Consider the following 26,617-nt stretch of genomic DNA (forward strand, 5'->3'; position numbering starts at 1 on the left):
AAACGCGTCTATCTGAGTGCCAGCAACTGGAATGCTTACGTCAACCAGCTCGGCACAGAAAACTATCTTACTGTAACCGATGTCACTGCATTCAGCACTCTGTCGTTTACCGATGCGCATGTGCAGGCTCTGATCCAGACCGCCTTTGGTCAGACTTTACGAACAGATGTTAGTGCTGCTATCTCCGATGGATTGATTATCAATAAAGCGGGCGCTGAACACACTGTTGATATCAAAACTTTTCAGGATGATGACAAGTTCTATCTGCCTTTCCAGATAGACATCGCCCGTAATGAAGTTGTCACTGTGACAGTCGGCGCCGATTACGTAACAGGTGTGCTGCCAAACACAGCTTCAACCGTTGTATTTGACAGTGTTATTGGATTAAATAATTCCGGTCTGTGGTTTGGCAGCTTTGAAAACCTTGATCTCAACGTTGATGCCGGAACGGGTAATTCTGCTACGGTAAACGTCGAGAGTACTTTCTACCTGAATAACGTGACGTTCAATACCGGTGCGGGTAACGATTTCCTCAATATTGGGAAATTGACTGACAGCAGCAATGCGATTACTTGGGATCTTGAGGGCATTGCCAGTGATATCTACATCATTGGCGACGCGGGTAACGATACCGTTAAGGTTGGTAATGACTCGGACAGTGACGAACATACCAGTACTCTGGCAGACGGAACCTTTACCAGTACTGCGACTGCCACTGGACTGGAAAAAATTAATTTCTTCAGTCAGGCAATAGTAGAAGATTTAACCGCAAACCCGGAAATTTTAGCCTTGCCATCGGCCGTTACCGTGGAAATTATCAACATAGTGATGGGCAGTGGTATCGATCATTTTACGGTGAACGATAGTGGGACGTTAGTCACTGCCTGGGATACGACACCCGTAACGGTGAACGTTGATACGGCAGCGGGTAAGGATGTTGTCGATATTATCGATAATGTGGTCAACGAACTAATTATTAAAACAGGTTCGGATGAAGATGAAATTAACCTTAAAGCGAATCGTGATCGACTAACCATTCACGCCGGTTCTGAAAATGATGAAATTAATATTGGTAATGCACAACTATTACGCGATATAGCGGCCAATCTAACCGTCAAAGGTGAAGATGGCACGGATACTATCAATGTCGATAACTCCGGATCCACGTCCAGTGCCGCCGGCAATCTAACTCTTGCTCAGCTCAGTGGTCTGGATATGGGGGGCGTTATTACCTATGACACGGTGGAGGATTTAAATATCTTCCTCGGTAGCGGTGAAGACAAATTCACCGTTGTCAGTACGCACGCCGGCACGACTGATATTACCGATACAGGCAGCACTAAAGATCTGTTCCGGATCAAGTCAATTGCCGGAGAGACCACTATAGTGGCCGGTGCAGGTGTTGATCAGCTTACCGTGGCTGACGACAACGATACGCTGTCAGGAATCAGGGCAGTACTTAATTTATCATCTGCTGATAATGATAATATTCTGAAAATGGATAACAGCGGGGCGACATCGACGCAAACAACTGTGCTTACGGATAGAAAGCTTACCGGTGACTATATGACCGGGCATATCAATTACAGCAGTTTTTCCGATCTGACCTTGTTGCTGGGTTCCGGCGTGGATCACTTCACTCTGGAAAGTACGATTGACGCTAACACCCATATTCAAACCGGGGAAGGCCGAGATCAGGTCAAAATAGAGCAATATTCTGGTGCGGTGGTTATCGAGACCGAAGCGGGCAGTGACACTATCAGACTGTTCGATGGCATTGATGATCTGGCGAGCGCCGGAGCAAAACTTGAAATCGACGGCGGTGAAGGGGGTGATCACTATATTGTGACTGTAGCAAATGATATCGCGGGCGAAAGCTTTGTTAATCTGAATGACAGTGGCAGCACAGGTGACGACCGGCTTACCTATAATGGCAGTACTGGTAATGATTTGATTCAACTGGATACGGTCTATGATCATACTGAAGATAGCAGTCTGGAATTTTCTACAGACCGCTGGCTGAACGGCTCAGGCGAACATGGCGATGGTCTGTTGATTGCTCATTTCGATGGTCAATCGGCTGACTATGATGCGGTTAGTTTGAGTGATACAGAAACATTAATGGAAGTTAAAACATCGCAATTGATCAATGCTGCCAATTATATGGTGCTGAATTATTCTACTGTTGAAAAGGTCACTATCTATGCGGGTGAGGGTAACGACAAAATTATTAGTGATGATACCAGCGAAGTGATCGATGTTTATGGTAACGAAGGTGAAGACGAGTTCTATATTGGATCCGTGCTGGCGACCGAAGATGTATCGGTAGAGGGCAGGGTAATAACAGTGGTTACCGATATCACCCATGGTGCAACCGTCAATATGAATTTTTATGGTGGCGCAGGCAATGATTATTTCGAGGTTAACCATAATCAGGCGGATATCGGACTGTACGGCGATAACGGTGATGATACCTTCTTTATCAAAGCGCTATTGACCTTGAATGACGATGAAGATCTGGTGGAAATGGATAACAAAATTGCCACGGTCAGCGGTGTCTCTGGCGAAGGCAGTGACCAGAGTCAGAAAGGTGTTAACGACAACCGTATAGTGGATGTGGACGCGCTGGTTTATGTGGAAAATGCCAATGTGAAGATTGATGGTGGTGCCGGGTTCGACTCAGTGGCGATTGTAGGTACCGTGCTCAGTGATACTTTCTATGTATTTGCTGAGGAGGTGACCACCACGGATGCGGTTACCGGTCTGCAAAAAACCGACACTGTGCAGCGTATTTATGGCGCTGGAGTGAAACTGAAAGAACTGCTGAATATCGAGAATATCCAGATTATCACCGGTGCCGGTGATGATCGCGTTTATGTTTATGGCGTAAATATGGGGCCGGTGGCAGACATGGTGATCAACACCGGTACGGGCAGCGACACTGTTTATATTGGCGGACCTGAACTGGCATTCGATTTGAATTTCCCGACCCGCAGAAGCACCGAGTATGCTGCGGTCGATGGTTATGGGGCGGCAGGTGAAATAGCGATTGGCAACATTGGTCTGGGCATTGATTTGACTGAGCATCAAAACCGGATAGTCTCTTTTGCTGTTGTTGAGCCTGCACAAACTCGTACAAAAATAGTGGCAGCGGCGACGACTCTGGCAGGGATACTAAATCCTGTGAGGATAACCGATCCTGGTGGTGAAGTGGACACTATTGTGTTCAATAACCAGACGGGAGCTGATGATCTGATTTTTGAAAATAGAGAACTTTACAAAAAAATTATAACGTCGGACGCAGGCAAGGTGACCTATCCTGTGACTGTGAGTCTCGGCAGCGGCACTCAAACCGATCTGATTGCACAGCTGGATGCCTTGTCGAAAACCTTTATTGATGCGGAAGGTATCAAGAAAATCGCAGATATGAAGGAAATGATCAATGATTATCTGCAGAATCAGATTGTCTTCACTGATCGGTATTACGATGCTGACGAATACGATGCGCAAGACGTAAAAGTTAAAGACGGATTAATCGCTCGTCTGGAAAATAACCAAATCGAAGATATTATCATCGCGGAAGGTGTCTCCTATGCTGTTTTCCAGGATACCTTAGATGCAAACAGTAATATTGTTACCAGCAGAATGCAGCTTGATAAATTTCTTGAGGGAACGGGTTACACGGCAAATTACAATACTGAAAAAAATCCGGATGCCGGTAAAACCGGTAACTGGGTGTTCCATTTTGATGCCAGTCTGGGTGATGTTTCTCCTATCAGTTTGATGGGTGATGCTGCGTTTACCACCGGTGTTGTAAAACTATTATCCAGCACCAGTGTACAGGGTGTTCTCGCAGAGGCGGATGGCAGTCAGAGCATAGCAGAAATTCAATCACTGCTCATTCCTGCCGCTGCTGGTGGTAGCTTTACACTGACGGTGAATGATAAAACAACCAATCTAATCACTAATAATGGTGATCTATTGGCGATCGAACAGGCCCTAAACACTGACCTGATGTTTTCGGGTAAAGTCAAAGTGACTGATCCTGATAATGACGGCAACCTGACCTTTAGTTTTGCTAGCGTTCTGGGCAATGTGAGTGACATCCTGTTAACCGGTGATGCGGATTTCAATATTAGTACTATATTCTCCAGCACCAGCACGACCGGGGTTATTGCGGTTCCCGGTATTAAAGAAATACAGTCACTATTAAATCCGAATGCCACTGCCGGCAGCTTTACCCTGACAGTGAATGATCAAACAACCGATCCACTAAACTTTGATGCGGATTATATGCTTGTTCAGGCCGCTTTAAACAATATCCCGATGTTATCGGGTAAAGTTGAAGTGACTGATCCTGATAATGACGGAAACTGGCTATTTACCTTTGATGAAAGCTTCGGTGATGTTAATGACATAGTGCTCACCGGAGATACTGATTTTGATGGTGCCGTTGTTACTTCTATTACTATTACTCAAGGCAAGCTTCCGGTGCCTAGTGCTAATGAAGTACAGTCATTGTTGAATCCGAATGCCACGTCCGGCAATTTTACCCTTAGCCTTACTGTGAATGGTGTACTTCAGACTACTAATGTTCAATTACCTTTCGATGCTGATTATCAGGATATAGAAGATGCGCTGAATGCTATTCAGATTTTAAAGGGTAAAGTCAAGGTTACCGACAGCGAGCTGCTTTATCAGATTAAAAATATCACTAATAGCAACGGTACTGAGCTCGACTATGTGACCCAGAACAGCGAGATCCTTGTTCATAACCTTGATGGCACTACCAGTGCCAAACTGGATCTGATTGGGGTCAGTTTGGTCACCGCAACCTCGGTGGCCCTGCAACTGCAATCGGATTACCTGCAGAGTTCGGAATTGTTATCTACAGATGCATTGAACACCCTATACGTTAGCGATCAGCTACCTAAGATTTATTTCGACGCCTTTGAAGAAGTAAAGCTTAATCTGCTGGAGCAGAATGCCAGCACCCTGACCTTAGACAATGACCTATTTACCGGAATGACCTTTGTGCAGGGCGGTAGTGAAGGCGATACATTTAATGTCAATGCAATAGCCGGCCAAACCTTCCTGTATGGCGGTAAAGGTGATGATACCTTTAATGTTGGACAGGGAACTGTGGATCAGATTGATAATGAGTTATTCCTTCTGGGTGAAGGCGGTGAAGACAGTGTGTTTGTGAACAACAAACTGGCCGACAGCGCTGCGGTGACACTAGAGAAAAACACAGTGCAGCATACACTGGCTCAAGACAAACTCAGCACAGTCACCAATGCGCTGGAATTTACGATCAGTGATGCTGATGAGAATAAAAATATCGCGGATCAGCTCGAGTCTGAATCAGTGGAGTATGCACAACTGGCGGCACTCGCTAACTTAAACGACTTAGATAAAGTAGCAGTGCAGGCGGCTAATGAACTCGGTGCCAGGATCAAAAATACGCTGGAGGTTGTTGAAACAGATTTCATTAATGGGGTCAATGACCTTGTGACGGATCAGCAGGATAACCTTAAGGCGGTATTGAACAGTGATCTGGCGGCGTATTATATAGCGCGCGATGCCTACGAAGATAAAAAAATAGAGGTGAAAAGTCAGGGGAATACCATCATAGTGCAGGCCAATAGCGCCGTTGGTGCTGTATTTGGGTCGTGGGGTGCTTGGGTTGGTCAAGTTGAGGCAGCGCTAGATACGGCTGGCTACACACAAAGAACAGCTCTTTATATTCAGGTAGCTGGGAGCAAACCAGATGCGAATGCTTTACTTGCGGCTTACAAGCTAAACCCAACTAATATTACACTTAATCTTGAGATGAGAGCCTATGGATCTAAAGATGTAAATGGCAATGTGATCAGGGGCGTTTATGTCAATAATGTTTTGACTTATATTGATACAGTGCTTCCGTCTACCGCGTATGTTATTCCGGTAAGCACAGCACTGAAGACCAGGCTGGAAGAACTTCAGAAAAATAAAGATGATGCTCAACAGTTAAATAAAGAACTGGCGGCGCTAAAAGCGAAATTACAGGGAGCTAGCTCGGCACTGAGAGCCTATTTCGATGAGACTCAGCTGACCAAGTATTATACAGATGCTGAAAACAACAACAAAGATGCGGCAGCTGCGGCGAATACCCTGATTGACATAGATGTTGAAGTAAAAGCGGCACTGGATGCTATTAAAGATAATATAGATGTAGCAGCAGTTAGTACTAAAATGGCACTGACTGAGGCAATCACTCAAGTTAATAATCTGATCAATGCGGGTGGTGCCGTCGACGTTGTTATTGATGCCGTCACTACAGAGTTTGGCTCTCTGCAAACTGAACTGAAAAAAGCGGCCGGTCCGACATGGGATAAATGGGTGCATCTTATTCGTTTGCAGTTGGTGCAGGATGTCTTGTTCACCACTGAAACGATAAAATTAGCCCAGGTAAAAACACTCTGGCAAGCTATTCCTGATGCAACAGGTATTCAAGCTGCGACGAACTTTGCAGCGCTCGGTGATAATGCCACATGGGCGCAAGCCGTGAGTTTGTTTAACAACGATGATTTGAACAACGATGATTTTATTGATGTTGTTAACGCCTACAAACTGGCTCAGGATCTGGCCAGTAATTTTATCAACTACAAAGCTGTAGAATATACTGATTTCCGTTCTGTTTATCGTAATATTCTTAAGTTTGAGACGGCGCTGCAGTTCCTGAAACCGGATGCACTGGGAGTGGATTCCGCTATTCCTGATAACTTTGATTTTGAATATTTCAAGGCGCAGTATCTGGCTAATGTTGCTAAATTAAATGCCACATTAGTACAGTTAGATGATATAAAACTTGAATCTCTTTATCAGGCGCAATTGGTTTCCCTCGAGGCCGACCAGAAACAGATTGATGCTATTGATATTCATAACGCGGCAGTGGTGGCGTTCTTTACGGATCGGGTGACGGCAGCAAAAGCCGCATTCGCTGCATTGACTTTACCCAATAGTGCCTTTTTGCAAGATTACACTATTACCTTTACCTTTATATCCTTCAGTTACTTCTTCCCTGTCTCTGAGACATACACTTTTGGTCTGGATGTGTATCAACATGACCCGAGGTATGTGGCGGCTAAGCAGGCCATCATTGATGCTAAAAACGAAGAAGCACTAGCGATTGCAAAGAGCGCTGTAGCGAAAGCTGATCAGCAAGCGCTGAATCTGCTAATAGGTTCCGAGAGTGACGTCGGGGTTGTGGGATCCGGATTGAAACTTAAATTTCAGGAAGTAACAGAGCGCCTAAACGATGAAACAACGAAACTGAGCGACCTGACACAGACCCTCGATCAACAGTATAAATTCCTGCGTAATGTCAGCCGTGTTGTGGTTCAGGTATTGAGCGAGACACGAGGCGGGCAGGTCGCAGCAGATTTCGAAGGTGCGACCAGCCTTATCGCTGAGGTTCTGCATTATGTGAATACCTATGAAGTGACGGATCAATCCGGTATTGATAATTTCAGTGGCAATAACAAGATTATTCTAACCAGCACGCTTGGAGACTTCGACTTAAACGTCGTTGCAGGAATTAATGCCGGTAATTCTATCAGTACTGTCAACATTGAAAACGATGCGGTGAGCAAGTTGATTGCGCTTTCCGGATTGGTGGTGACGGGTGATACCTGGACGCTGACAGATAATAACGCCACTGTCCTCGCCAGCTACGTTGTGTCTGCTGACGAAACATTGAGTAATATAACCCAGGCACTGGTTGCTCAGTTGAACAAACTGGATGATTATTCTGCAAGTGTATATGAAGGCAAGATTCTATTAACCAATACTACGTTGCTGGATGCCGGCCCCTATGGGGTTGCAGTGAACTCGTTAGTCACCAGTGTGATCACTAATCAGGAGGATGGCGTTAAAACGATTCATTTGTCAGGGCCGGTGGTCATGGATGATACCTGGATAGTGAAAGATAGCAGCGGCAATGAGATTGCCAGCCACAAGGTATTGGATGATAGCACTGAGGATCTAGACAGCATAACGCTCGTCCTGACTGCTCAGTTGAACGCTCTGAATGATTATTCTGCAAGCAAGGTTGACGGCAATATTGAGTTGACCAATACCACAGGTGCATACAGCGTTGCTATTACAGTGACGACTGTGGCCACCGGAATAATGACGGATGTAACGAATGCCGTGACTCAATCTGTTCAGTTGTCAGGCGAGGTGATCACGGGTGATACCTGGACACTGAAAAATGGCGATACTGAGCTTGCTAGTCATGTTGTAGCGGCTAACGAATCATTGAGCAGTATCACGCAGGCGCTAGTTAGTCAGCTGAACGGTGTGGCTGGATATTCTGCAAGTGAGGACGGTGGTAATCGACTCGAACTGGGTTCGACGGGTAATTCCGTCAATGCCATCACCCGGGAATCAGATTTCTTCGAGGTCTTGTCGCTGACTGGCTTGAATGGAGCTTATGGTATACACGCTGACCATAACAGCATTGAAAACTTTAGCTTAACGCTGGGTAACTCGAAAGATACAGTGACTATTAAAGACAGTTTGGGTCAATCTATCAGTGAAGTGACAATTAATACTGGCGGTGGTAAGGATGATATTACCATCGGTAAGTCGCAGAATCTGGATGGCATTGTCGCAACACTAAATATTGATGCTGGAAGCGATGCGAGTGATAACACTTTGACCATTGATGACAGTGAAGATGAAACTGATAACCAGATCATCATGACCAATAGTAACCGTAACGGTTACACCTCGGTGACTGAAACTAATCAGGGTGATATCAATTACAAGGGTAACTATAGTCAGGCAGATGGCAGCGCTGGGATTAATCTTCTCGCGGGTAAAGGTAATGATGATATTACCATTGACGGTGTTATTGCCGATGCCCATACCTTGGTTGAAGGCAATGAGGGTAATGATGATATAACCGTCACCGATACCAATACCCGCGTTTTGAATAGTCTGACCTTCCTAACTATGAAAGGTGGTCTGGGTGAAGATGTGATTGATGCATCCCAGTCGGGCTTTGGTGTGATCATTGAAGGTAACCAGGGGGACGATGTTATCTTTGGCTCTGCCTATGACGATATCCTGTCGGGTAATGAAGATAATGACCTGATCGTTGCTGGACTGGGTGAAGATACAATTTCCGGTGATCAAGGTCAGGATATTCTATTCGGTGATTTGGCCAGTATTACTCTGGATTTCTCTACAACTCCTGCAGCGACCAGTCAGTTGCCATTGGCTCCTGTGACAGTTGACTATGCAACAGCGGCTAATCAGCTGGCAGGTGATGAATATCAGTATCAATACTTCCGAGATGGCTTTATTACCCGTTTGGAATCAACCGAGGCGCGAGGTAATGCCAGTAACGGCGATATTATCACCGGTGGTTTAGGTGACGATACGCTGATCGGTGGCGCAGGTCAGGATATCATCAGCGACGACAGCGGTAACGAGCTGGTGTTTGGTGATAGTGCTCTGATTACTTATATTGCGGGTCTTACTATGGCTGTGGCGAGCCGCCATAGCAATGAAGGTGATGATGACATTATCACCTTACGGGATGGTAATAACATCGTTATTGGTGGTTCTGGTAAAGATACTATCCGTATCAATGTAGAAGAAGATACGGCCAACCTTGGCAGCTATATTCCGACGGCTATCAGCAGCACTGATATTGTACTGGGTGACAATGGTCAGATTAGCTGGAACAACGATCAAGCACTGATCTCAGTGAATAGTACTGATACTGGTGTCGGCGGTAATGATGAAATCATTCTGGGTAACGGTAGCAAAACTGTAATCGGTGGGTTTGGTAATGATCAGGTGACTATCACTGCCAATAATAGCGCTGAAGTGAATGACCGCACTGTGATCGGTGATGAGGGTTCTGTTACCTACACTGAGAATGCTGCGGGTGATGAGCAGCTGAACGTGGCTAGTACCAGCACGGTGGGCGGTAACGATATTATTGAAATCAATGGTGCTCACGGTGATGATCTTAATATTATCGTCGCCGGTACTAATGATAATGGTATCGATAAGGTAACAGTGACCGGCGGCAGCACCGATATCGTGCTTGGCGATAACGGCGCAATTAAGTGGACAAACGGCAGCCTCGACAGTATCAGCAGTACCGATACGGCGGCAGGCGGTAACGATGAAATTACTCTGGGTAACGGCAGCAAAACAGTTATTGGTGGCACGGATGAGGACACTGTTATCACGGGTAGCAGTGGCATTCACCGGGTGATTGGTGACAACGGTACTATCTCTTATGACACGGGTGCTTTGCGCAGCATGAGCAGCGATGCTCATGCGAATGCGGGTGAAGATACTATTACCCTGTCCGGTGATTTCAATCAGGTGATTGGTGGTAGTAATAACGACACCATCACCGTCAACACGGCGAGCAGTACCGATCATATCCTCGGTGATAATGGTCAAATGAACTACAGCGGCGCGATCGGCGTAGAACAACTGATCAATATGTACAGCCATCTGGGTGAAGCAGGCGGTGTTGATGTGATCACTCTGGGCAGTGGTAATAAAGTGGTTATTGCCGGTAAAGGCGGCGATATCGTTGAAACCACGTTGAACAGCGCGGGCAGCCGGGTTGTACTGGGTGACGAAGGCGAGATCGATTACGATGCCGACCTGAATCTGCAAACCGTCAATAGCACCAGCACCGACGGTGGCAGCGATACGCTGACCTTAGGTGGCACCAGCAGCGACAGCAACATCGTGGTCGGCGGTGCGGGCGCTCTGGACAAGATCAGCACGGGTGACAGCACCGATATCGTGCTTGGCGATAACGGCGCAATTAAGTGGACAAACGGCAGCCTCGACAGTATCAGCAGTACCGATACTGCAGTGGGCGGCGATGATGAAATCACTCTGGGTAACGGCAGCAAAACCGTTATTGCCGGAACCGGCGCTCTTGATACTGTTAAAACCGGTAGCAGCGGCATTCAACGGGTGATCGGTGACAACGGGACTATCTCTTATGATGCGGGTGCATTGCGCAGCATGAGCAGCGATGCTCATGCGAATGCGGGTGAAGATACTATTACCCTGTCCGGTGATGTCAATCAGGTGATCGGTGGTAGCAATAACGACACCATCACCGTCAACACAGCCAGCAGCACCGATCATATCCTCGGTGATAACGGTACGATGACCTACAGCGGCGTTAAAGGCAGCGAACAGCTGACTAATATGCACAGTGATCTGGATGAAACCGGCGGTGACGATACGATTATCCTGGGCAGCGGCGACAAGATCGTGATTGCCGGTAAAGGCAGCGATACCGTTGAAACCACTTTGAACAGCGCGGGCAGCCGGGTTGTTCTGGGTGATGAAGGTGAACTGGATTTTGATGCCAATAACATTCTGCAAAGTGCGCAAAGCATGGGCACAGACGGAGGCGATGATCTCCTCATCTTAGGTGGCGTTAGCAGGATCGACAGCAATATTGTTATTGGTGGTGTCGGTGGCGATACCATTACTACGGGTGATGGCAACGATATTATTCTGGGTGATACGGGGGAAATGTTATTTGATGGGGGCTTACTGAAAAGTATTATTACCAGCAATGAAGGTCGCGGGAATGACAGAATTATTTCAGGTGGAGGTGACGATATTGTGTTTGGCGGTTTGGGCAGTGATGTCATTAACAGCGGCAGCGACAATGATATTGTTATCGCCGATACTGGTAGTCTTGAGAAAAACCTCTCTGCAGAGCTGCTTACCTTAATCAAAAATGATATAAATCCGGTGCTGGGCGGTCACGATATTGTTTATCTTGGTGACGGCAATGATATCGGGCTGGGGGGCGCGGGTGAAGACTTTATTGACGGGCAAGGCGGTTTGGATGCTGTCTTTGGCGACTTTGCGGAAATTAGCATCTACAGTAACGGCCTAAGAGATTTCCAGTCAACGCTGCCAAACTTTGGTGGTAAGGATCAACTGACCGGCGGATCTGGGTTTGACATACTTGTCGGGGGCAGTGATTACGATACTTTCTTCGGCAGTCTGAGTGAGGATACTATTATAGGTAACTATGCACGGATTCTGGATAGTGCTGATTTCACCTCCCGCCTGATTGTTTCCGATCCGTCAAACCGTGAAGTTATCTCGGCCAGTATGTTTACTTTTTATGGGCTTGAATCGGTGAGTCTTGATTCACAGTATGCGGAGGATGAGTCATTATTCTCCGAATATGATTATTCATCAAGCTCTCCACTGCGTACGGATACGGCGTTGCGTTTAACGTCATTATTAAACAGTGACGATTTATCACGTTTATCCGACAGTGAGCTGAAGGACTTTTTGCGAAATCTTCCCTTGATTGCAGCTAATGACGGACAGAAAAATCACCTAGGCAGTCATATCCCGTCGAATGCGCCGGATAATAATGTCAGTCCAACTCCTTCTGACAGCGATGACACCGGACTGCCCGAGGTAAGCAGTCTGTCGATACTCAGAAATAGCGCTGATTATTCATCGCAATCCTTAATGACGAGCGGCAGTCAAATCGCTAATGCGGCGGAAGAGCATAATAATGCACCTTCTTCAGAAGCAATAGCGGCCAGCCTGTTGCTCGCAGCAAGCGTCGCCCACAAACGCGGCTGGAATATTGTCCGTTCAAGTGAGGAAGAAGCCGTTATTTATGGTGATTTGCAGGACTTGCGTAAAGCGCAGTCCAGCCGGAAATTTGCCGTCTGGGAAAGACAAGACATGACCACAAAACATTAAATTCATTTAATGACAATGAAGCGTAAAAATGACAGATGATGCAATCGATAACAAAAAAAGTGGCGATTGACTTAACCGACAGCATTATCGTCAGTCTTTTTGCCACCACGCCGTTTATTAATGTTATTAAACGGCGTGGTGGCCGAATATAAAACACGTTTTGGGGCGCTGGATGAAACCGCAACAAAAATGAAATAAAGAAAATAATAGTCTGTCAATGCGCCGGTTTTTTTACAGGCCGGCGCTGACGTTAGCGCACGCCGGATCGTTACCGAACGCTCAAATCGTGAAGTAATTTCGACCGGGATGTTTACTTTATACAGTCGTTAATCACTGAGCCTGGACTCCCGGTATACTGAATAAAATCCCTTATCCTTCTAACATAATAAATTATTTTTCTAACATAATCATCAACTTAGCACTCCTTTGCCGACGTATCTTTAATGCTATTATTAAATGCTGATGTATTATTGCGTTTATCTGACCGTGAAATGCAAGACTTTTTGCGCAATATGCCATTAATTGCCGTTAATAATGGGCACGGATATCACAGACGCAGTAATAGTCAGTAGGATACGCCAAATAATAGTGCTAATCTCAGTTTTCTGGCCGTGTGCCTGCACTCAATAACCTGCTGTTTATGGCGAGTGTGCCCCCCAAATACGACCGGAATATTATCACTCAAGCGCGCATTTATGCTGATTTACAATACTTGCTTAAAATGCAGCCCGTTGACAATTTGGAGTATGGGAAAACAAGCCCCTGCAACAAAACATTAAATTCAATCAATAACAGTGAGGTATGAAAATGACAGATGAAGCAGCCGATAACAAAAAGAAAACAAATGGTCCGACAATTCGCTGGGATGACAGCAAAATGCGCAGTGTTTATGCGAATGTCTGCAATGTTTCAAGTACGCGTGAGGAAGTGACTTTACTGTTTGGCACTAATCAGGCATGGCGTTCAGGGCAAAAAGAAGTGGCGATTGAATTAACCGACCGCGTTATCGTGAGTCCTTTTGCCGCTAAGCGTTTATCACTGCTGTTAAACGGCGTCGTGGCCGAATATGAAAAGCGTTTTGGTGCGCTGGATGAAGCCGAAAAAAAATAAAATAAAGAATATAATAGTCTATAAACGTGCCGGTTTTTTTACAGACCGGTGCATTTTCTAGGGTCACAAACCAACATAATGACTAATAAATGAAAAAAGAATTTTCACATGGCTGAAATACAGACTTCTTTACCCGATTCTCTTCAACAGCTTAATCGTCTGCTGGATACCCAGGATGAAAATTGGCATTTCACCTGGTTAGCGTGGTTGTGCACTCAGCTACCTCAGGTCGATGCCGGCTTAGTGGTCGCGGATGAGTCGCAAAGCGGACAATTTCATGCACTGGCGGTCTGGCCCGAGGACAGCACTCAGGATAAATTATTGCAGGACGCGGCAGAAGAAACCCTGAGAAAAAAGCAGCCTCTTATTACGCCATTAAATGATGGCAAGCACCATCTGGGCAGTTACCCGGTCTTTGTCAAAGGTGACTTACGGGCGGTGGTCACGCTGATGTTTTCAGCCGTCGATGAAACTCAATTACACAAAGCGCTGGCGGTGATTGAATACTGTACAGGATGGCTGGAATTACGTCTCGCCCGAAATTTATTAAGTACTCTGGCCCGTGATAATCAACGGCAACATATTGTTATCGACAGCATTGCTCATGTGCTCGGAGAGCGTGATTTTGACCATGCGGCCCTGCGTTTCGTTAATCTGATGGGTCAATATTTACACGCAGAAAGAGTGGTGCTGGGGTTTGTGAAAAAGGCTGAATTAGAGATTCACTCTGAGTCCGACAGCAGCGGCCACAGTAAAAAGCATGAACTGGTCAAGCTCACTACTCAGGCGATGCAGGAAGCGACTGACCAGCAAGAATCTATTTTATGGCCGCCACTCGATGATCATAATCGTGTCACCCACGCGCACAGTAAGCTCTCCGGCGGCGAAGGGCAGCGCGCACTGATGAGTGTTCCCCTGATTGACAAGGAATCATGTTATGGCGGAGTGCTGTTTGATCGTCCAGCGGATCAGCCTTTTACTAAAGAAGATCAACTGACGGCTGAAGCTCTGAGCAATTTTGTCGGCGTGGTGCTGGAGGAGAAACGTCAGTCTTGTTTGCCCTTATATGCCTATATTTCCCGTAGTTTTAAAAATCAATTGAGTCTGTTGATTGGTCCAGGGCACCTCACTCGCAAGATCACTTTGTTTATACTGGTTGCACTGTCCGTGTTTTTCAGCCTGATGCCCGGAACCTATAATATCAGTGCCGATGCGGTTATCGAAGGGGCTGAACTGCGTTCTATTGTGGTGCCCTATGATGGTTACCTGCAGAGCGCGACGCTCAGGGCGGGGGACACAGTGAAAAAGGGTGAGCTGTTGGCCGAATTGGATACGCGCCAGTCACGTTTACAGCGCATGAGCTGGATCAGCCAGCAGGCGACATCCAAACGTCAGTATGAGGATGCGTTGGCTAAACAAGAACCCTCAAAAGTGCAGATCAGTAACGCGCAGAGAAAACGCGCTCAGGCCGAAATCGAACTGCTTGATTACCAGATTTCGCAGGCTATTATGCTGGCTCCCTTTGATGCCCTGATTGTGTCCGGAGACCTTAATCAGCGTATCGGCTCGCAGCTTCGCCAGGGTGATGTCTTATTTGAATTATCACCCCGCGGTCGTTTCCGGCTGGCGATGTATGTTGATGAATTTCACATTAATGATATCAGGGGATCCCAAACGGGGCGGTTGGTACTGGCGGCGTTACCCGATAGAAAGTTTTCCTTTACGGTCACCCGTATTAACCCGATGGCCGAAGCACGTGATGGTGCGACGGTTTACCGTGTTGAAGCGACATTTGAAAATAAGGCTGACATGTTACGCGTCGGTCTTGAAGGTGTGGCGCAGGTGTATGTGGATGAGCGTTTGTTGATCAGTATCTGGACGCGCAGCATGATTGATTGGATGAAACTTCAATGGTGGCGTTTTTGGGGATAGTAATATGCTTCAACTGACATCAATAAAAATATTATATTGTGGTATTTTTGGGGATAGTAATATGTTTCAGCTGACAGAAATGAAAATATATTGTGGCGTTTTTGGGGACAGTAATATGTTTCAGCTGACAGCAATAAAAACATTATGAGTGCGACTCTTTTTTCCCATGACTGGTACCAAATTGCCGATTTAAAACCGCGGCTGAGAGACCACATTACCGTTAATGCGCACCGTTATCGAGGCAAGCGCTGGTATGTACTTGAAGATCATGTCACCGGGCAGGTAAGGCGGCTTTCTGCGCAGTCTTATTTAATTGTGGGGTTGATGAATGGCGGGCGCACTATCGACCGCTTATGGGAACTGTCCTCGCAACGACTGGGCGAGGAAATGCCCACCCATGAAGAAATGCTGCAGCTACTGGCCAGTCTTTATCAGGCAAATCTGGTGCGCATGGATACCAGTGGTGACATCGGTGAGCTTTTCGAGCGCGGCCAGGAAGCGGAAAGAAAAAAATGGATGGCAAAGCTGAAATCACCGCTCTCCATTAAAATCCCCCTTGTTGATCCAGAACGTTTCCTGCTCGCCACGCAAAAATATGTTAAACCGTTGTTTTCAATTTTCGTGCTGCTGTTATGGTGTGTGCTTATTATCAGCATGCTGACCCTGGTCGGGCAGCATTGGGATGAACTGACGGAAAACGTTTCTGATCGAATATTGGCGGCTGATAATATTGTCCTGTTGTGGCTAATATACCCGGTCATAAAACTGCTCCACGAGCTCGGCCATGGTTATTGTATCAAACGCGGGGGCGGGGAAGTCCACGAACTCGGTGTGATGCTGCTGGTGTTTATCCCGATGCCCTATGTTGATGCGTCGTCATCCAGTGCGTTTGCGGATAAAAAACAGCGTATGTTGGTCGGCTCTGCCGGTATTCTTGTCGAGCTGTTTATTGCGGCTTTGGCGATGCTGGTGTGGGCGAATGCCGAACCCGGTATGGTTAAATCCATTGCTTATAATATTATTTTTATTGCCGGGGTTTCAACGGTACTGGTAAACGGCAATCCACTGCTCAGATTTGACGGTTATTACATACTGGCCGATTATCTGGAGATCCCCAATCTTGGTCAGCGAGCCAATCAATATTGGGGCTGGCTGTGTAAACGTTTTATCTTTGGTGTTCAAGGGGGGGCTTCACCCGCTTATGACAAACGTGAAGCACTGTGGTTGTTTTCCTACGGCTTAGCGGCGCTGGTTTATCGTTTATTTTTGATGGCATCGATCATTTTATTCGTCGCCCAGCAATATTTTGTGATTGGCGTTATTTTGGCGCTCTGGTCGTTTATCGGTACCTTGATCTGGCCGAACTTAAAAATGCTCTATAAAACCTGGCAAGATTCAGATATTCGCGCAGGAAGCCGCAGCCCGACGGTGATGATTCCGCTTTGTGCGGGCATTATTATCCTGCTGCTCGGCATTATGCCTTTGCCGCTGACCACCAGTATCGAGGGGGTGGTGCAAATGAATGAACAACGCCGCGTCCTTGCCGAAGAAAGCTGCTTCATTCGAGAACTGCATAAACAGGCAGGGGAGACGGTGCATCGGGGCGACTTACTGCTGAGCTGCGAAAATCATCAACTGCATACCGCACAACAAGTGTTAGAGCAGCAATATGCCGAGGCTGATGCTAAGCGCCAGGGGGTCTGGAATGACCCTGTGCAGTTAAAAATATACGATGATGAATTATTACGCCTGCAATCGGAGTTAACCGAAAGCCAAAAGCGCCTGGAATCTTTGCGTCTCTATGCTCAGGCAGATGGTATTTGGTCAGTCAGGAGTGCAGCTGATCTGCCCGGCGTCTTTGTTAAACGCGGGGAGCTTATTGGCTATGTGATAACCAATAATAATATCACCGTGCGCGGCATGATTCCGGAAGCAGAGATTGAACTTGTCCGTGGACATGTTGTTGCTGTGCATGCCCTTAAATCGTCTGATTTATCCGCAGAATTAACCCCTGCCAGCTGGTCTGTTTTCCCTGCAGCGACCCGCAATCCGGTCAGTGAAATACTGACGGAAGCCGCCGGCGGTGCAGTCGTTATGGACCCTTCATCTAGCGATTCACCGCAGGCATTGCAGCAGTATTTTATTGTCGCCCTTAAGTTTGACCGATTACCGGTTACCTATGTTGAAGAGCGACTTCATTTACAATTTGAGCACCCGCCGGAAGCCATTATTTATCGGACTTATCGTCTGGTTCGGCGTACCTTCCTGGAGTACTTTGATGTCTGATTTTGCTTGTAAGCAGCCGCTGCTTGCCGGATTGCGTAATGAAGTCACCTGGCAGGAAAGCAACCGTCTTGATACTTTTTTAAGAAGATCAAAAGAGATGCTTAATAAGGGGGGCAACCAGCTGCTGCGGCGAAACAAGCGCATTGTCAAGGCTATCATAATGCGCTCAGCACAACTTGAAAAGGAGGATAGTGAGCAACTGCAACGGGCGCTGGAAAATAGCCGCGCTCTGTTACGTATTAACGGCATCACCACGGCCACTATTATTGAAGCCTTTGCGGTTATTCGCGAAGTAAGCGGGCGGGTGCTCGGAATGCGTCACCATCACACGCAAATTCTAACCTCACTGGCCTTACTGCGCGGCGGCATCGCTGAGATGTCAACGGGCGAAGGTAAAACGCTGGCGGCCACGTTAGCGGCCGCCACCGCCGGGCTTGCGGGCATTCCTGTTCACGTGGTCACCATTAATGATTATCTGGCCGAGCGTGATGCGACTGAGATGCAGCCCTTATATCAGGCTTTGGGCTTATCTTTAGGTATTATTACCCATGAAAAAGAATTACCGGAACGCAGGGCAGCCTATGATTCTGATCTCTGTTACTGCAGCAATAAAGAGCTGACCTTTGATTTTTTAAAAGACAGGTTGGTGCTCGCCCATAGAAAAACCACGCGGGTGCAGCAGGCCTCTTTGCTGACGGGGGACACGGCCTGGTCGAATAATTTATTATTACGTGGTTTGCACTTTGCCATTGTAGATGAGGCCGACAGTGTTTTTATTGATGAGGCCAGAACGCCACTGATTATTTCCGGAGAGGAAAAATTTGGTCAACGGGAAGAAATTCTGCTCAAAACCGCCATGGAGATTGCCGCTAAGTTCGACAAAGGCATTCATTTTAAGCAGGATGAAAGCGCGGCAATACACTTGTCCTCCGCCGGACAAAAATTATTAATTGATGCCTGCGAACTCCTTCAGGGCCTGTGGAAAAGCAGCTTTTATCGTGAGCCCCTGGTTAAGCAGGCTTTATCAGCCTTGCATGTTTATCATCTCGACAGGGATTATATTATTGATGATGAAGGGGCGCTGCAAATTGTCGACCTTTATACCGGCAGAGTTATGCCGGGGCGCAGTTGGGGGCAGGGCCTGCAGCAGATGATTGAAATGAAAGAAGGCTGTGAACTCACCAAACCGCGGGAAACCAATGCCGAGATTAGCTATCAGAATTTTTTCAGAAAATATCACCATTTATGCGGCATGACCGGCACGGTGAGCGAAGTGGCCAGCGAATTGCTGGATGTCTACCGGCTACGCAGTGAAACCATTCCGTTGCTTAAACAAAGCCAACGTAAAAAACAATTTTGTGAAGTTTATCAAACAGAAGAAGAAAAATGGCAACGGGTTGCCGATATTACCCGCGATCTGGTTAAACAGGGGCAGGCCGTTTTAATTGGTACCAATTCAGTCGCCTCGTCGGAGGCCATCAGCCAAGTGTTTACTGACCACGCTATAAAACATAAAGTACTGAACGCACGGCAGGACAAAGAAGAAGCGGATATCGTCTCCTTGGCCGGTTACCCCGGTGCGGTGACGGTCTCGACCAGCATGGCCGGACGGGGAACGGACATTAAACTCAGCGCCGAAACTCGAACGGCTGGCGGCCTGCATGTGGTGATCACCGAATTGCAGGATGCGACCCGTATTGACAGACAGTTAGCGGGCAGAAGTGCGCGTATGGGCGATCCGGGTTTTTTCAGTGAAGTTTTATCCCTTGAAGACCAGCTTATAAAAAAAATGTCGGGCGCCATCCTCAAGAAATTTATACATTCTGCCAGCAAAACCGGGATCATGTTACCGCATCGCGTCGGCTATCTTATCCATAAAAATTGTCAGAAAAAGCTTTCAAAAAGTCATTACCGACAACGCATGCAACTCATCAAAGTGGATACCCAACGTCAGCGGACGTTGGCCTTTACCGGAGATAAAAAATGATAAAAAAATCAGCTGTTATATTTATTGTTGGCACCGCTTTTATGTTCTCTCCGGTAGGTCAGCTTTATGCCGAGGAGCAGGCCTTGTTAACATTAGGCTGCATGTTGGCGCCGAGCGAAAAGGTGCTGGTAAGCTCGCCGGTTACCGGGGTACTTGATAAGGTCATGGTTAAACGGGGGGATAGGGTTAAAAAAGGCAATACCTTATTCGAGCTAAAGGCCGGTGTTGAAAGAGAAGGTGTGCAGTTAGCCCGTGTCAGGGCTGGATTTGCTGAACGAAAAGCACAGCGTAACCAGGATCTTTATGATGAAAATATTTTAACCGCCTTTGAGCGTGATGAAATTGAAACAGATTTACTGATCGCAAAGTCAGAATTACGCTTAAAACAACAGGAGCTTGCCCTGCGTCAGGTGTTAAGTCCCATCAATGGCGTGGTGGTTAACCGTTTTAATAGTGAAGGTGAATACGTCAATATTGATCCTATTCTTTCTCTGGCAACCTTAGACCCGCTGCATGTTGACTTGTTATTACCTGCCCGTTATTTTGGCGAAATTGCCGTCAATCAGGCATTATTGATCAAACCAGAGTTAGACAAGATTGATGCCCGGCGCGCTAAGGTTATTATAGTGGATCCGCTGATTGACTCTGCCAGCAGCACCTTCCGTGTGCAGCTGCTGATGACGAATCCGGGTAATGAAATACCGGCGGGTATCCGTTGTTCAGCACAAATAATGAATCAACCTTAGGATAATTATGAGCAAAGTCACCAATATTCTTTTAGGCTTTATTCTGCTGCTGGTTTTACTTAACCTCGCGTTAACCGGTTCACTGCTGCTAAAGCAAACACCGGTTCCTACTCCCGCTGTCGTCAATGACCGGGTTGAAGAAAGCCTTGATGCGTTAGTTGCGCAGGTTTGGGGTAAAAAAGTCATCGACATGTATAACGGGCAGGAACATCAGGCACTGTATGCTTTATTCAATGATCAGGCTAAGGTTAAAATCAGCCACAAGCAACTGGAAACGCAATTGAAGAAGCTCTATCAGTTGTTTGGTGAAATCGAAGAAAGCGCCTTCGTCAGCGCCAATAAAATCGGTGAAAAGGGCAATGAACGTTATTATAAATTGCTTTTTAATATACGGGTTAAAGAAACCGGCAAACGTTCGGCTGCGTTAACTATATCGGTGATAGTGAAGGATAATATAGTGAGCTTGTACGGGGTGCGTCTTAATGCATCTCAGTCACTTGAATGAGTTGTAATCGAGAAGGCATCGATAGGATAGTTTTTTTGTAAGGTGATAGCCGCCTTGTGGATGCGCTAGCATAGTGTTACGAACAAAACTCTTTTTACCTTATTGCTTTTGCTGTTGAGAAGCATGACTCCCTCGAACTGCGAAACTAGGTGTCGGTTTCTCATCATCTACACGCCGTCAAGGTCGGAACTCTAAGAAATAAAGTTAAACCAAAACCACAAGTCGCAAAAAATGGGACAGTCGTTGCGTAGGGTGCATAGAATGCACCCTACGAGCTATGCGTTTGTTGTTATGGTTGGTGCTAGTTGACGTGCAAATAAGACAGCATTAAATTTATAAACAGTTGCTTCAAAGGCAAAATCTACGCTCACAAAACCGCCTGGATAATTTTAAATAGTAAATCGGATCACTTTATTAATGCGTTTGGTATAAGCTGCGCAGCCCTTATTTTTTTTGATCTTTTTTATTCATATAGAGACTAAATAAAGGGGACAGCAAGGAGGTGATAATCATTGCCACCATCAGTGAGTATTGATAAAAACTAAAAGACTCTGCAAGCAACAATAAGCCCATTAAAACCCCGGCTATCGGATTGCTAATGCCCGCAAAAGTAAATTCAACCACGGTCATGCGGCTTAATAACCAGACATATAAGGTATAAGCTAAAACCGTATTAAGCAGGATCAGCCACAGTAATCCCGCTCCGTTTAAGCGATTGAAATTCTGCCAGACATTAATATATTGTGTCGGTGAAATAATGGCCTGCAGACTTGCGACGATCGCTAACAGACTTCCCCCTAAAATCAATTGCCAGGATAAAACCGTCCACCAGTGAATGTTTTTACTTAAAGATTTAGTGATATTGCTGCCCAGCACAATGCAACTGATCGCGCCTGCCAATGCCAGTAGACCGATACTGCTCAATTGTATTCGTTGCGGATCAAATAATTGCCAGGCTAAGATTATTAATAATATTCCGGAGAGGGTTTGTACTTTAGTAGGGGACTTTTTATAAATAAGCCAATGGAATAACATCGCAAAAACAGGTACATAAATCATGCCCATACTCGAAATGGCCGAAGGCAGGGTTTGTGACATCACAAATAACAAGCTAAAAAATAGCGCAATATTAATGGCGGCCAGACGCAATAAAACCGCCCAGTCATTGGGTTTAGGTAAATTAGGTTTAATCATTAATAACAGTAAACCCGCAGGTAAAGCGCGCAGCGCACCGAGCAGCAGCGGCGGCCAACCCTGAAGGCTGTATTGCGTGACGGCATAGGTCGTACCCCAACAAAAAGCCGCCACCATCGCCAATATAATATTCATGTTTGTTCCTCTATATATCTTTATGCTAGGAAATATTGAACTTTCTTGTGGATTTTCGAGTGCTTTATACAAGGCAGAGCCTGCGTTGTGTCCTTATGCTACATCAGCAATAAAACGAGTAATACTCTTCTGAAACAGTATCCTATAAAAAGTCTGGGACTAAGAAATCTTTTATGTCATTAAAATGTAATATAAATGACATATAGTGCTGTATCACAATAATATTGATTGCGTAATAAGCGCAGCGTTAAAGGCCAGAGAGTATGAGTACTGAAAAATTCTATATCGAAAAGGAACTTAGTTGGCTTTCATTTAATGAGCGCGTGCTTCAAGAAGCCGCTGATAAGAGTGTCCCTTTAATTGAACGAATTCGTTTTCTGGGTATTTTTTCTAATAATTTAGATGAATTTTATAAAGTTCGTTTTGCAGATGTGAAGCGCCGGATATTAATCGACCAGGAGCATGCCTGGAACGAATTCTCGATGAACACCCATGCACTCAAGTTTAATAAACAATTATTGTCCAGAATGCAAGACAAAGTGCTGCAGCTTAATGAACGATTTGACGTACTTTATAATGAGCTGATCCGTGAAATGGCAAGACGCCGGATTTTTTTAGTCAGCGAGCTGCAACTCGATCAAGCACAACAAAACTGGATTAGAAAATACTTTAAAAAAGAAGTGATGCCGCACATCACCCCTTTACTGCTGAATGATGATATTGATCTTCTACAGTTTCTCAATGATACAGATGCCTACATTGTTGTCGAACTAAAAAAAGAAAACCATTCTCAATATGCATTGCTGGAAATTCCTACTGGGTATTTACCCCGCTTTGTTAGGGTGCCGGAACAGAAAGGCAGGGGGCGTAAAACCATTATCCTCCTCGACAACATTGTTCGTTATTGTCTGGAGGAACTGTTTCGAGGATTTTTTGACTACGACGAGCTTAACGGTTATGCCATGAAAATGACACGCGATGCCGAGTACGATTTAAGCCATGAAGTCGAATACAGTGTCTTGGATAAAATGTCTGAAGGGGTGAGTCAGCGTTTAACCGCGATGGCAGTACGCTTCGTTTATGAGCGAGAGATGCCGCAAGCGATGCTCGATTTTTTATGTAAAAAATTAAAAATATCCAACTATGATAGCCTGCTTCCCGGTGGTCGTTATTACAATTTCAAGGATTTTATCAGCTTTCCAAATATTGGCCCTAACTACCTGGAAAATAAATCTCTTACGCCGATCGAGAGTGCTGATTTTGAAGGTTATGTGAATTATTTTGATGCCATTCGCGCAAAAGATATATTAGTTTATTATCCGTATCATACTTTTAGCCATATCGCGGAGCTGGTACGGCAAGCCTCATTTGATCCCAAAGTGCTCAGTATTAAAATAAATATTTACCGTGTGGCGAAACAGTCGCAGTTAATGAATTCTCTGATTGACGCCGTCCATAACGGTAAAAATGTGACTGTGGTGGTGGAGTTGCAGGCGCGTTTTGATGAAGAAGCTAATATCGAATGGGCTAAAGTGCTTACCGAAGCCGGCGTTCAAGTTGTTTTTGGTTCTTCAGGGCTTAAAATTCACTCGAAATTACTGCTGATCAGCCGCCTTGAAAAAGAAGAAGTAATTTATTATGCGCATATAGGCACAGGGAATTTTCACGAAAAAACCGCGCGTATCTATACTGATTTTTCCCTGTTAACCGCTGATCAAGAAATCGCTTTAGAAGTGCGTAAAGTGTTTAGCTATATTGAGAACCCCTATCGTCCAGTGCGTTTTAATCACCTTATTCTTTCGCCCCGTAATTCGCGTAAACGGCTCTATCAAATTATTGATCAGGAAATCGCTAATGCTGATCTCGGAAAATACGCCGCATTGACGCTCAAAGTGAATAATCTCGTGGATAAGGGGCTTATTAATAAACTCTATAGTGCAAGTCGGGCGGGTGTACAGATTCAAATGATCATTCGCGGTATGTGCTCTTTAGTACCGGGTATTAAAGGGGTCAGTGAAAATATAAGGATTATCAGTATTATCGATCGATTTTTAGAACACTCAAGGGTGTTAATTACACATAATGATGGCGATCCGCAAGTTTATATCTCCTCTGCCGACTGGATGACTCGAAATCTTGACCATAGAATCGAAGTGACTGTCCCCATCCGTGATCCCCGTTTGAAAAAACGCATTATTGATATTCTTGAGATTCATTTTACAGATACTGTCAAAGCGCGTTTGATGGATAAAGAGATGAGCAACGATTATGTACCGCGAGGAAACCGCAAAAAAATTCGCTCACAGCTCGCAATTTATGACTATCTTAAAACTACCGAGAAGCAAACCAGAAAACAACATAAGCAGAGCCTAGATCATGTCGCAATCCATTGAACCAGAAGCACGAAATATAGCCGCCATTGACTTGGGATCAAACAGCTTCCACATGGTAGTCGCAAAAGTGGTGGGGCAGGATCTCCAGATGGTCAGCCGCCATAAACAGAGAGTACGCTTAGCATCTGGACTTGATAGTGAAATGAATCTAAGCGACGCTGCAATAGAACGCGGACTTGTGTGTTTGGCGATGTTTGCAGAACGTTTACAAAGCTTTGAAGTCGACAATGTGCGTATTGCTGCAACGCATACTTTACGCCAGGCAACCAACGCGCCTGTTTTTATTCGGCGCGCGCGGGCAGTGTTGCCTTTTCCTATTGAGATTATTCCAGGCGAAGAAGAAGCGCGTCTCATTTACCTGGGTGTTGCCCATACTCAGGTCGAATCAGACTCCAAATTTGTCGTCGATATTGGTGGTGGCAGTACCGAAATGATCATCGGTCAGGGGTTTGAAGTCGATCTGCTCAACAGTCAGCCAATGGGCTGCGTGAGCTTTACCAGAGAATTTTTTAATAATGGCAAGCTTTCTAAACATAATTTTTCTAAAGCCACGCTGGCTGCAGAGCAATGTCTTAAGCCGCTTGTAAAAAAATACAGGAAAAAAGGCTGGAGCACCGCGTTTGGCTCATCGGGGACTATCAAAGCCATTAAAGAAGTGCTTATTAGCTTCGGCTATACCGAGGGATTGATTACGCATAAGCGAGTTAAGGAATTGATAGATGTGCTGTGCACCTTTGACAGTATTGATGCTATCGCGCTTTCCGGATTAAACAAGGAACGAAAGCCTGTTTTCGCAGCAGGTGTCGCTATTTTAAATGCGATTTTTCAAGAGTTTCACCTTATTGAAATGCATTTTTCCGATGGCGCACTGCGGGAGGGCGTGCTCTATGAGATGGAAGAACGTTTTGCGCGCTCGGATATCCGTATGCGCACAACCGAAAATATAGCCCGTAAACATCACGTTGAATTAAATCATGCGCTTTGTGTTAAGTCCCAGGCGAGCGAATTATTTCACCAAGTCCGGCAAACTCTGGGCATTAAAAAGAACAGTGACCTGCTGTCACTATTGCAGTGGGCTGCACTGTTACATGAAGTTGGGCTAAATATCAGCTTCCGCGGTTTTCACCGCCATTCAGGTTATATACTGCAGCATACTAATATGCCCGGGTTTAATAGTGAGCAGCAATTAGTGCTTGCCACTCTGGCACGCTTTCAGCACAAATCATTGAGACTGAATGAAATGCCTGAGTTTCACCTGTTTGATAAAAGCCATTTACTTGCGCTTATAAAAATACTGCGGCTGGCTATTATTCTCAATGCGCAGCGCAACGATCAGCTATTACCGGGAATGTTGTTAACGGTAAAAGATCAACTTTGGGTACTGAGCTGCGTTAATCTGCAGTGGCTTGAAGATAATAAATGTCTGCATGCAGACTTATTAGTCGAGCAAGAGCGTTGGTTAAGTGTCGGATGGCAACTTAAATTTTGAGGATTATTTCAATATTTTTGAACATTCGGTTTATTGCTATTCCGGTCTTTGAGCCGG

Annotated in this window: 10 protein-coding genes (1 of these 10 only partly in view); 9 read left to right on the forward strand and 1 reads right to left on the reverse strand. The window is 45.8% G+C overall.

The window, feature by feature from the left end; genetic code table 11:
- From CXF72_RS17270 to CXF72_RS17300, 7 genes are all read left to right on the forward strand, one after another.
- Nucleotides 1–12,783, forward strand: the 3' end of a protein-coding gene (locus CXF72_RS17270) for a DUF4347 domain-containing protein (protein WP_101040972.1). Its footprint begins 23,448 nt before the window's first position; the window shows 12,783 of its 36,231 coding nt (coding positions 23,449–36,231); its start codon lies beyond the left edge, outside the window; its stop codon occupies nt 12,781–12,783.
- 807 nt (nt 12,784–13,590) lie between these two features.
- Nucleotides 13,591–13,893, forward strand: a complete 303-nt coding sequence (locus tag CXF72_RS17275; RefSeq protein WP_101040974.1) for a DUF3467 domain-containing protein — start codon at nt 13,591–13,593, stop codon at nt 13,891–13,893.
- Nucleotides 13,894–14,001: 108 nt separating this feature from the next.
- Entirely contained in the window at nt 14,002–15,825 is a 1,824-nt protein-coding gene (locus tag CXF72_RS17280) for an HlyD family efflux transporter periplasmic adaptor subunit (RefSeq protein WP_101040976.1), read from the forward strand.
- Nucleotides 15,826–15,969: 144 nt separating this feature from the next.
- Entirely contained in the window at nt 15,970–18,111 is a 2,142-nt protein-coding gene (locus CXF72_RS17285) for a peptidase M50 (protein ID WP_101040978.1), read from the forward strand.
- Entirely contained in the window at nt 18,104–20,098 is a 1,995-nt protein-coding gene (locus tag CXF72_RS17290; protein ID WP_157823284.1) for a preprotein translocase subunit SecA, read from the forward strand. Before CXF72_RS17285 ends, CXF72_RS17290 begins: the two co-directional genes overlap by 8 nt.
- The gene (locus CXF72_RS17295) at nt 20,095–20,844 is read left to right on the forward strand and encodes an efflux RND transporter periplasmic adaptor subunit (protein WP_101040982.1); all 750 of its coding nucleotides are present in this window, start codon (nt 20,095–20,097) and stop codon (nt 20,842–20,844) included. Before CXF72_RS17290 ends, CXF72_RS17295 begins: the two co-directional genes overlap by 4 nt.
- A 7-nt stretch (nt 20,845–20,851) precedes the next feature.
- The gene (locus CXF72_RS17300) at nt 20,852–21,349 is read left to right on the forward strand and encodes a hypothetical protein (protein WP_101040984.1); all 498 of its coding nucleotides are present in this window, start codon (nt 20,852–20,854) and stop codon (nt 21,347–21,349) included.
- Nucleotides 21,350–21,793: 444 nt separating this feature from the next.
- On the opposite strand, the gene CXF72_RS17305 is transcribed toward CXF72_RS17300, so the two are convergent.
- Entirely contained in the window at nt 21,794–22,678 is an 885-nt protein-coding gene (locus CXF72_RS17305; RefSeq protein ID WP_101040985.1) for a DMT family transporter, read from the reverse strand.
- A 263-nt stretch (nt 22,679–22,941) separates the two neighbouring features.
- Here CXF72_RS17305 and ppk1 point away from each other — a divergent pair, with 263 nt between their 5' ends.
- Both ppk1 and ppx read left to right on the forward strand, forming a co-directional pair.
- Nucleotides 22,942–25,071, forward strand: a complete 2,130-nt coding sequence (gene ppk1, locus CXF72_RS17310) for a polyphosphate kinase 1 (protein ID WP_101040987.1) — start codon at nt 22,942–22,944, stop codon at nt 25,069–25,071.
- Nucleotides 25,055–26,560, forward strand: coding sequence for an exopolyphosphatase (ppx, locus tag CXF72_RS17315; protein WP_101040989.1), 1,506 nt, complete (start codon nt 25,055–25,057; stop codon nt 26,558–26,560). The genes ppk1 and ppx overlap by 17 nt, the downstream gene beginning before the upstream one ends.
- The last annotated feature ends 57 nt before the right edge of the window (nt 26,561–26,617 follow it).

Origin of the sequence: Psychromonas sp. MB-3u-54, assembly GCF_002836415.1 — a bacterium.
Taxonomy (GTDB): domain Bacteria; phylum Pseudomonadota; class Gammaproteobacteria; order Enterobacterales; family Psychromonadaceae; genus Psychromonas.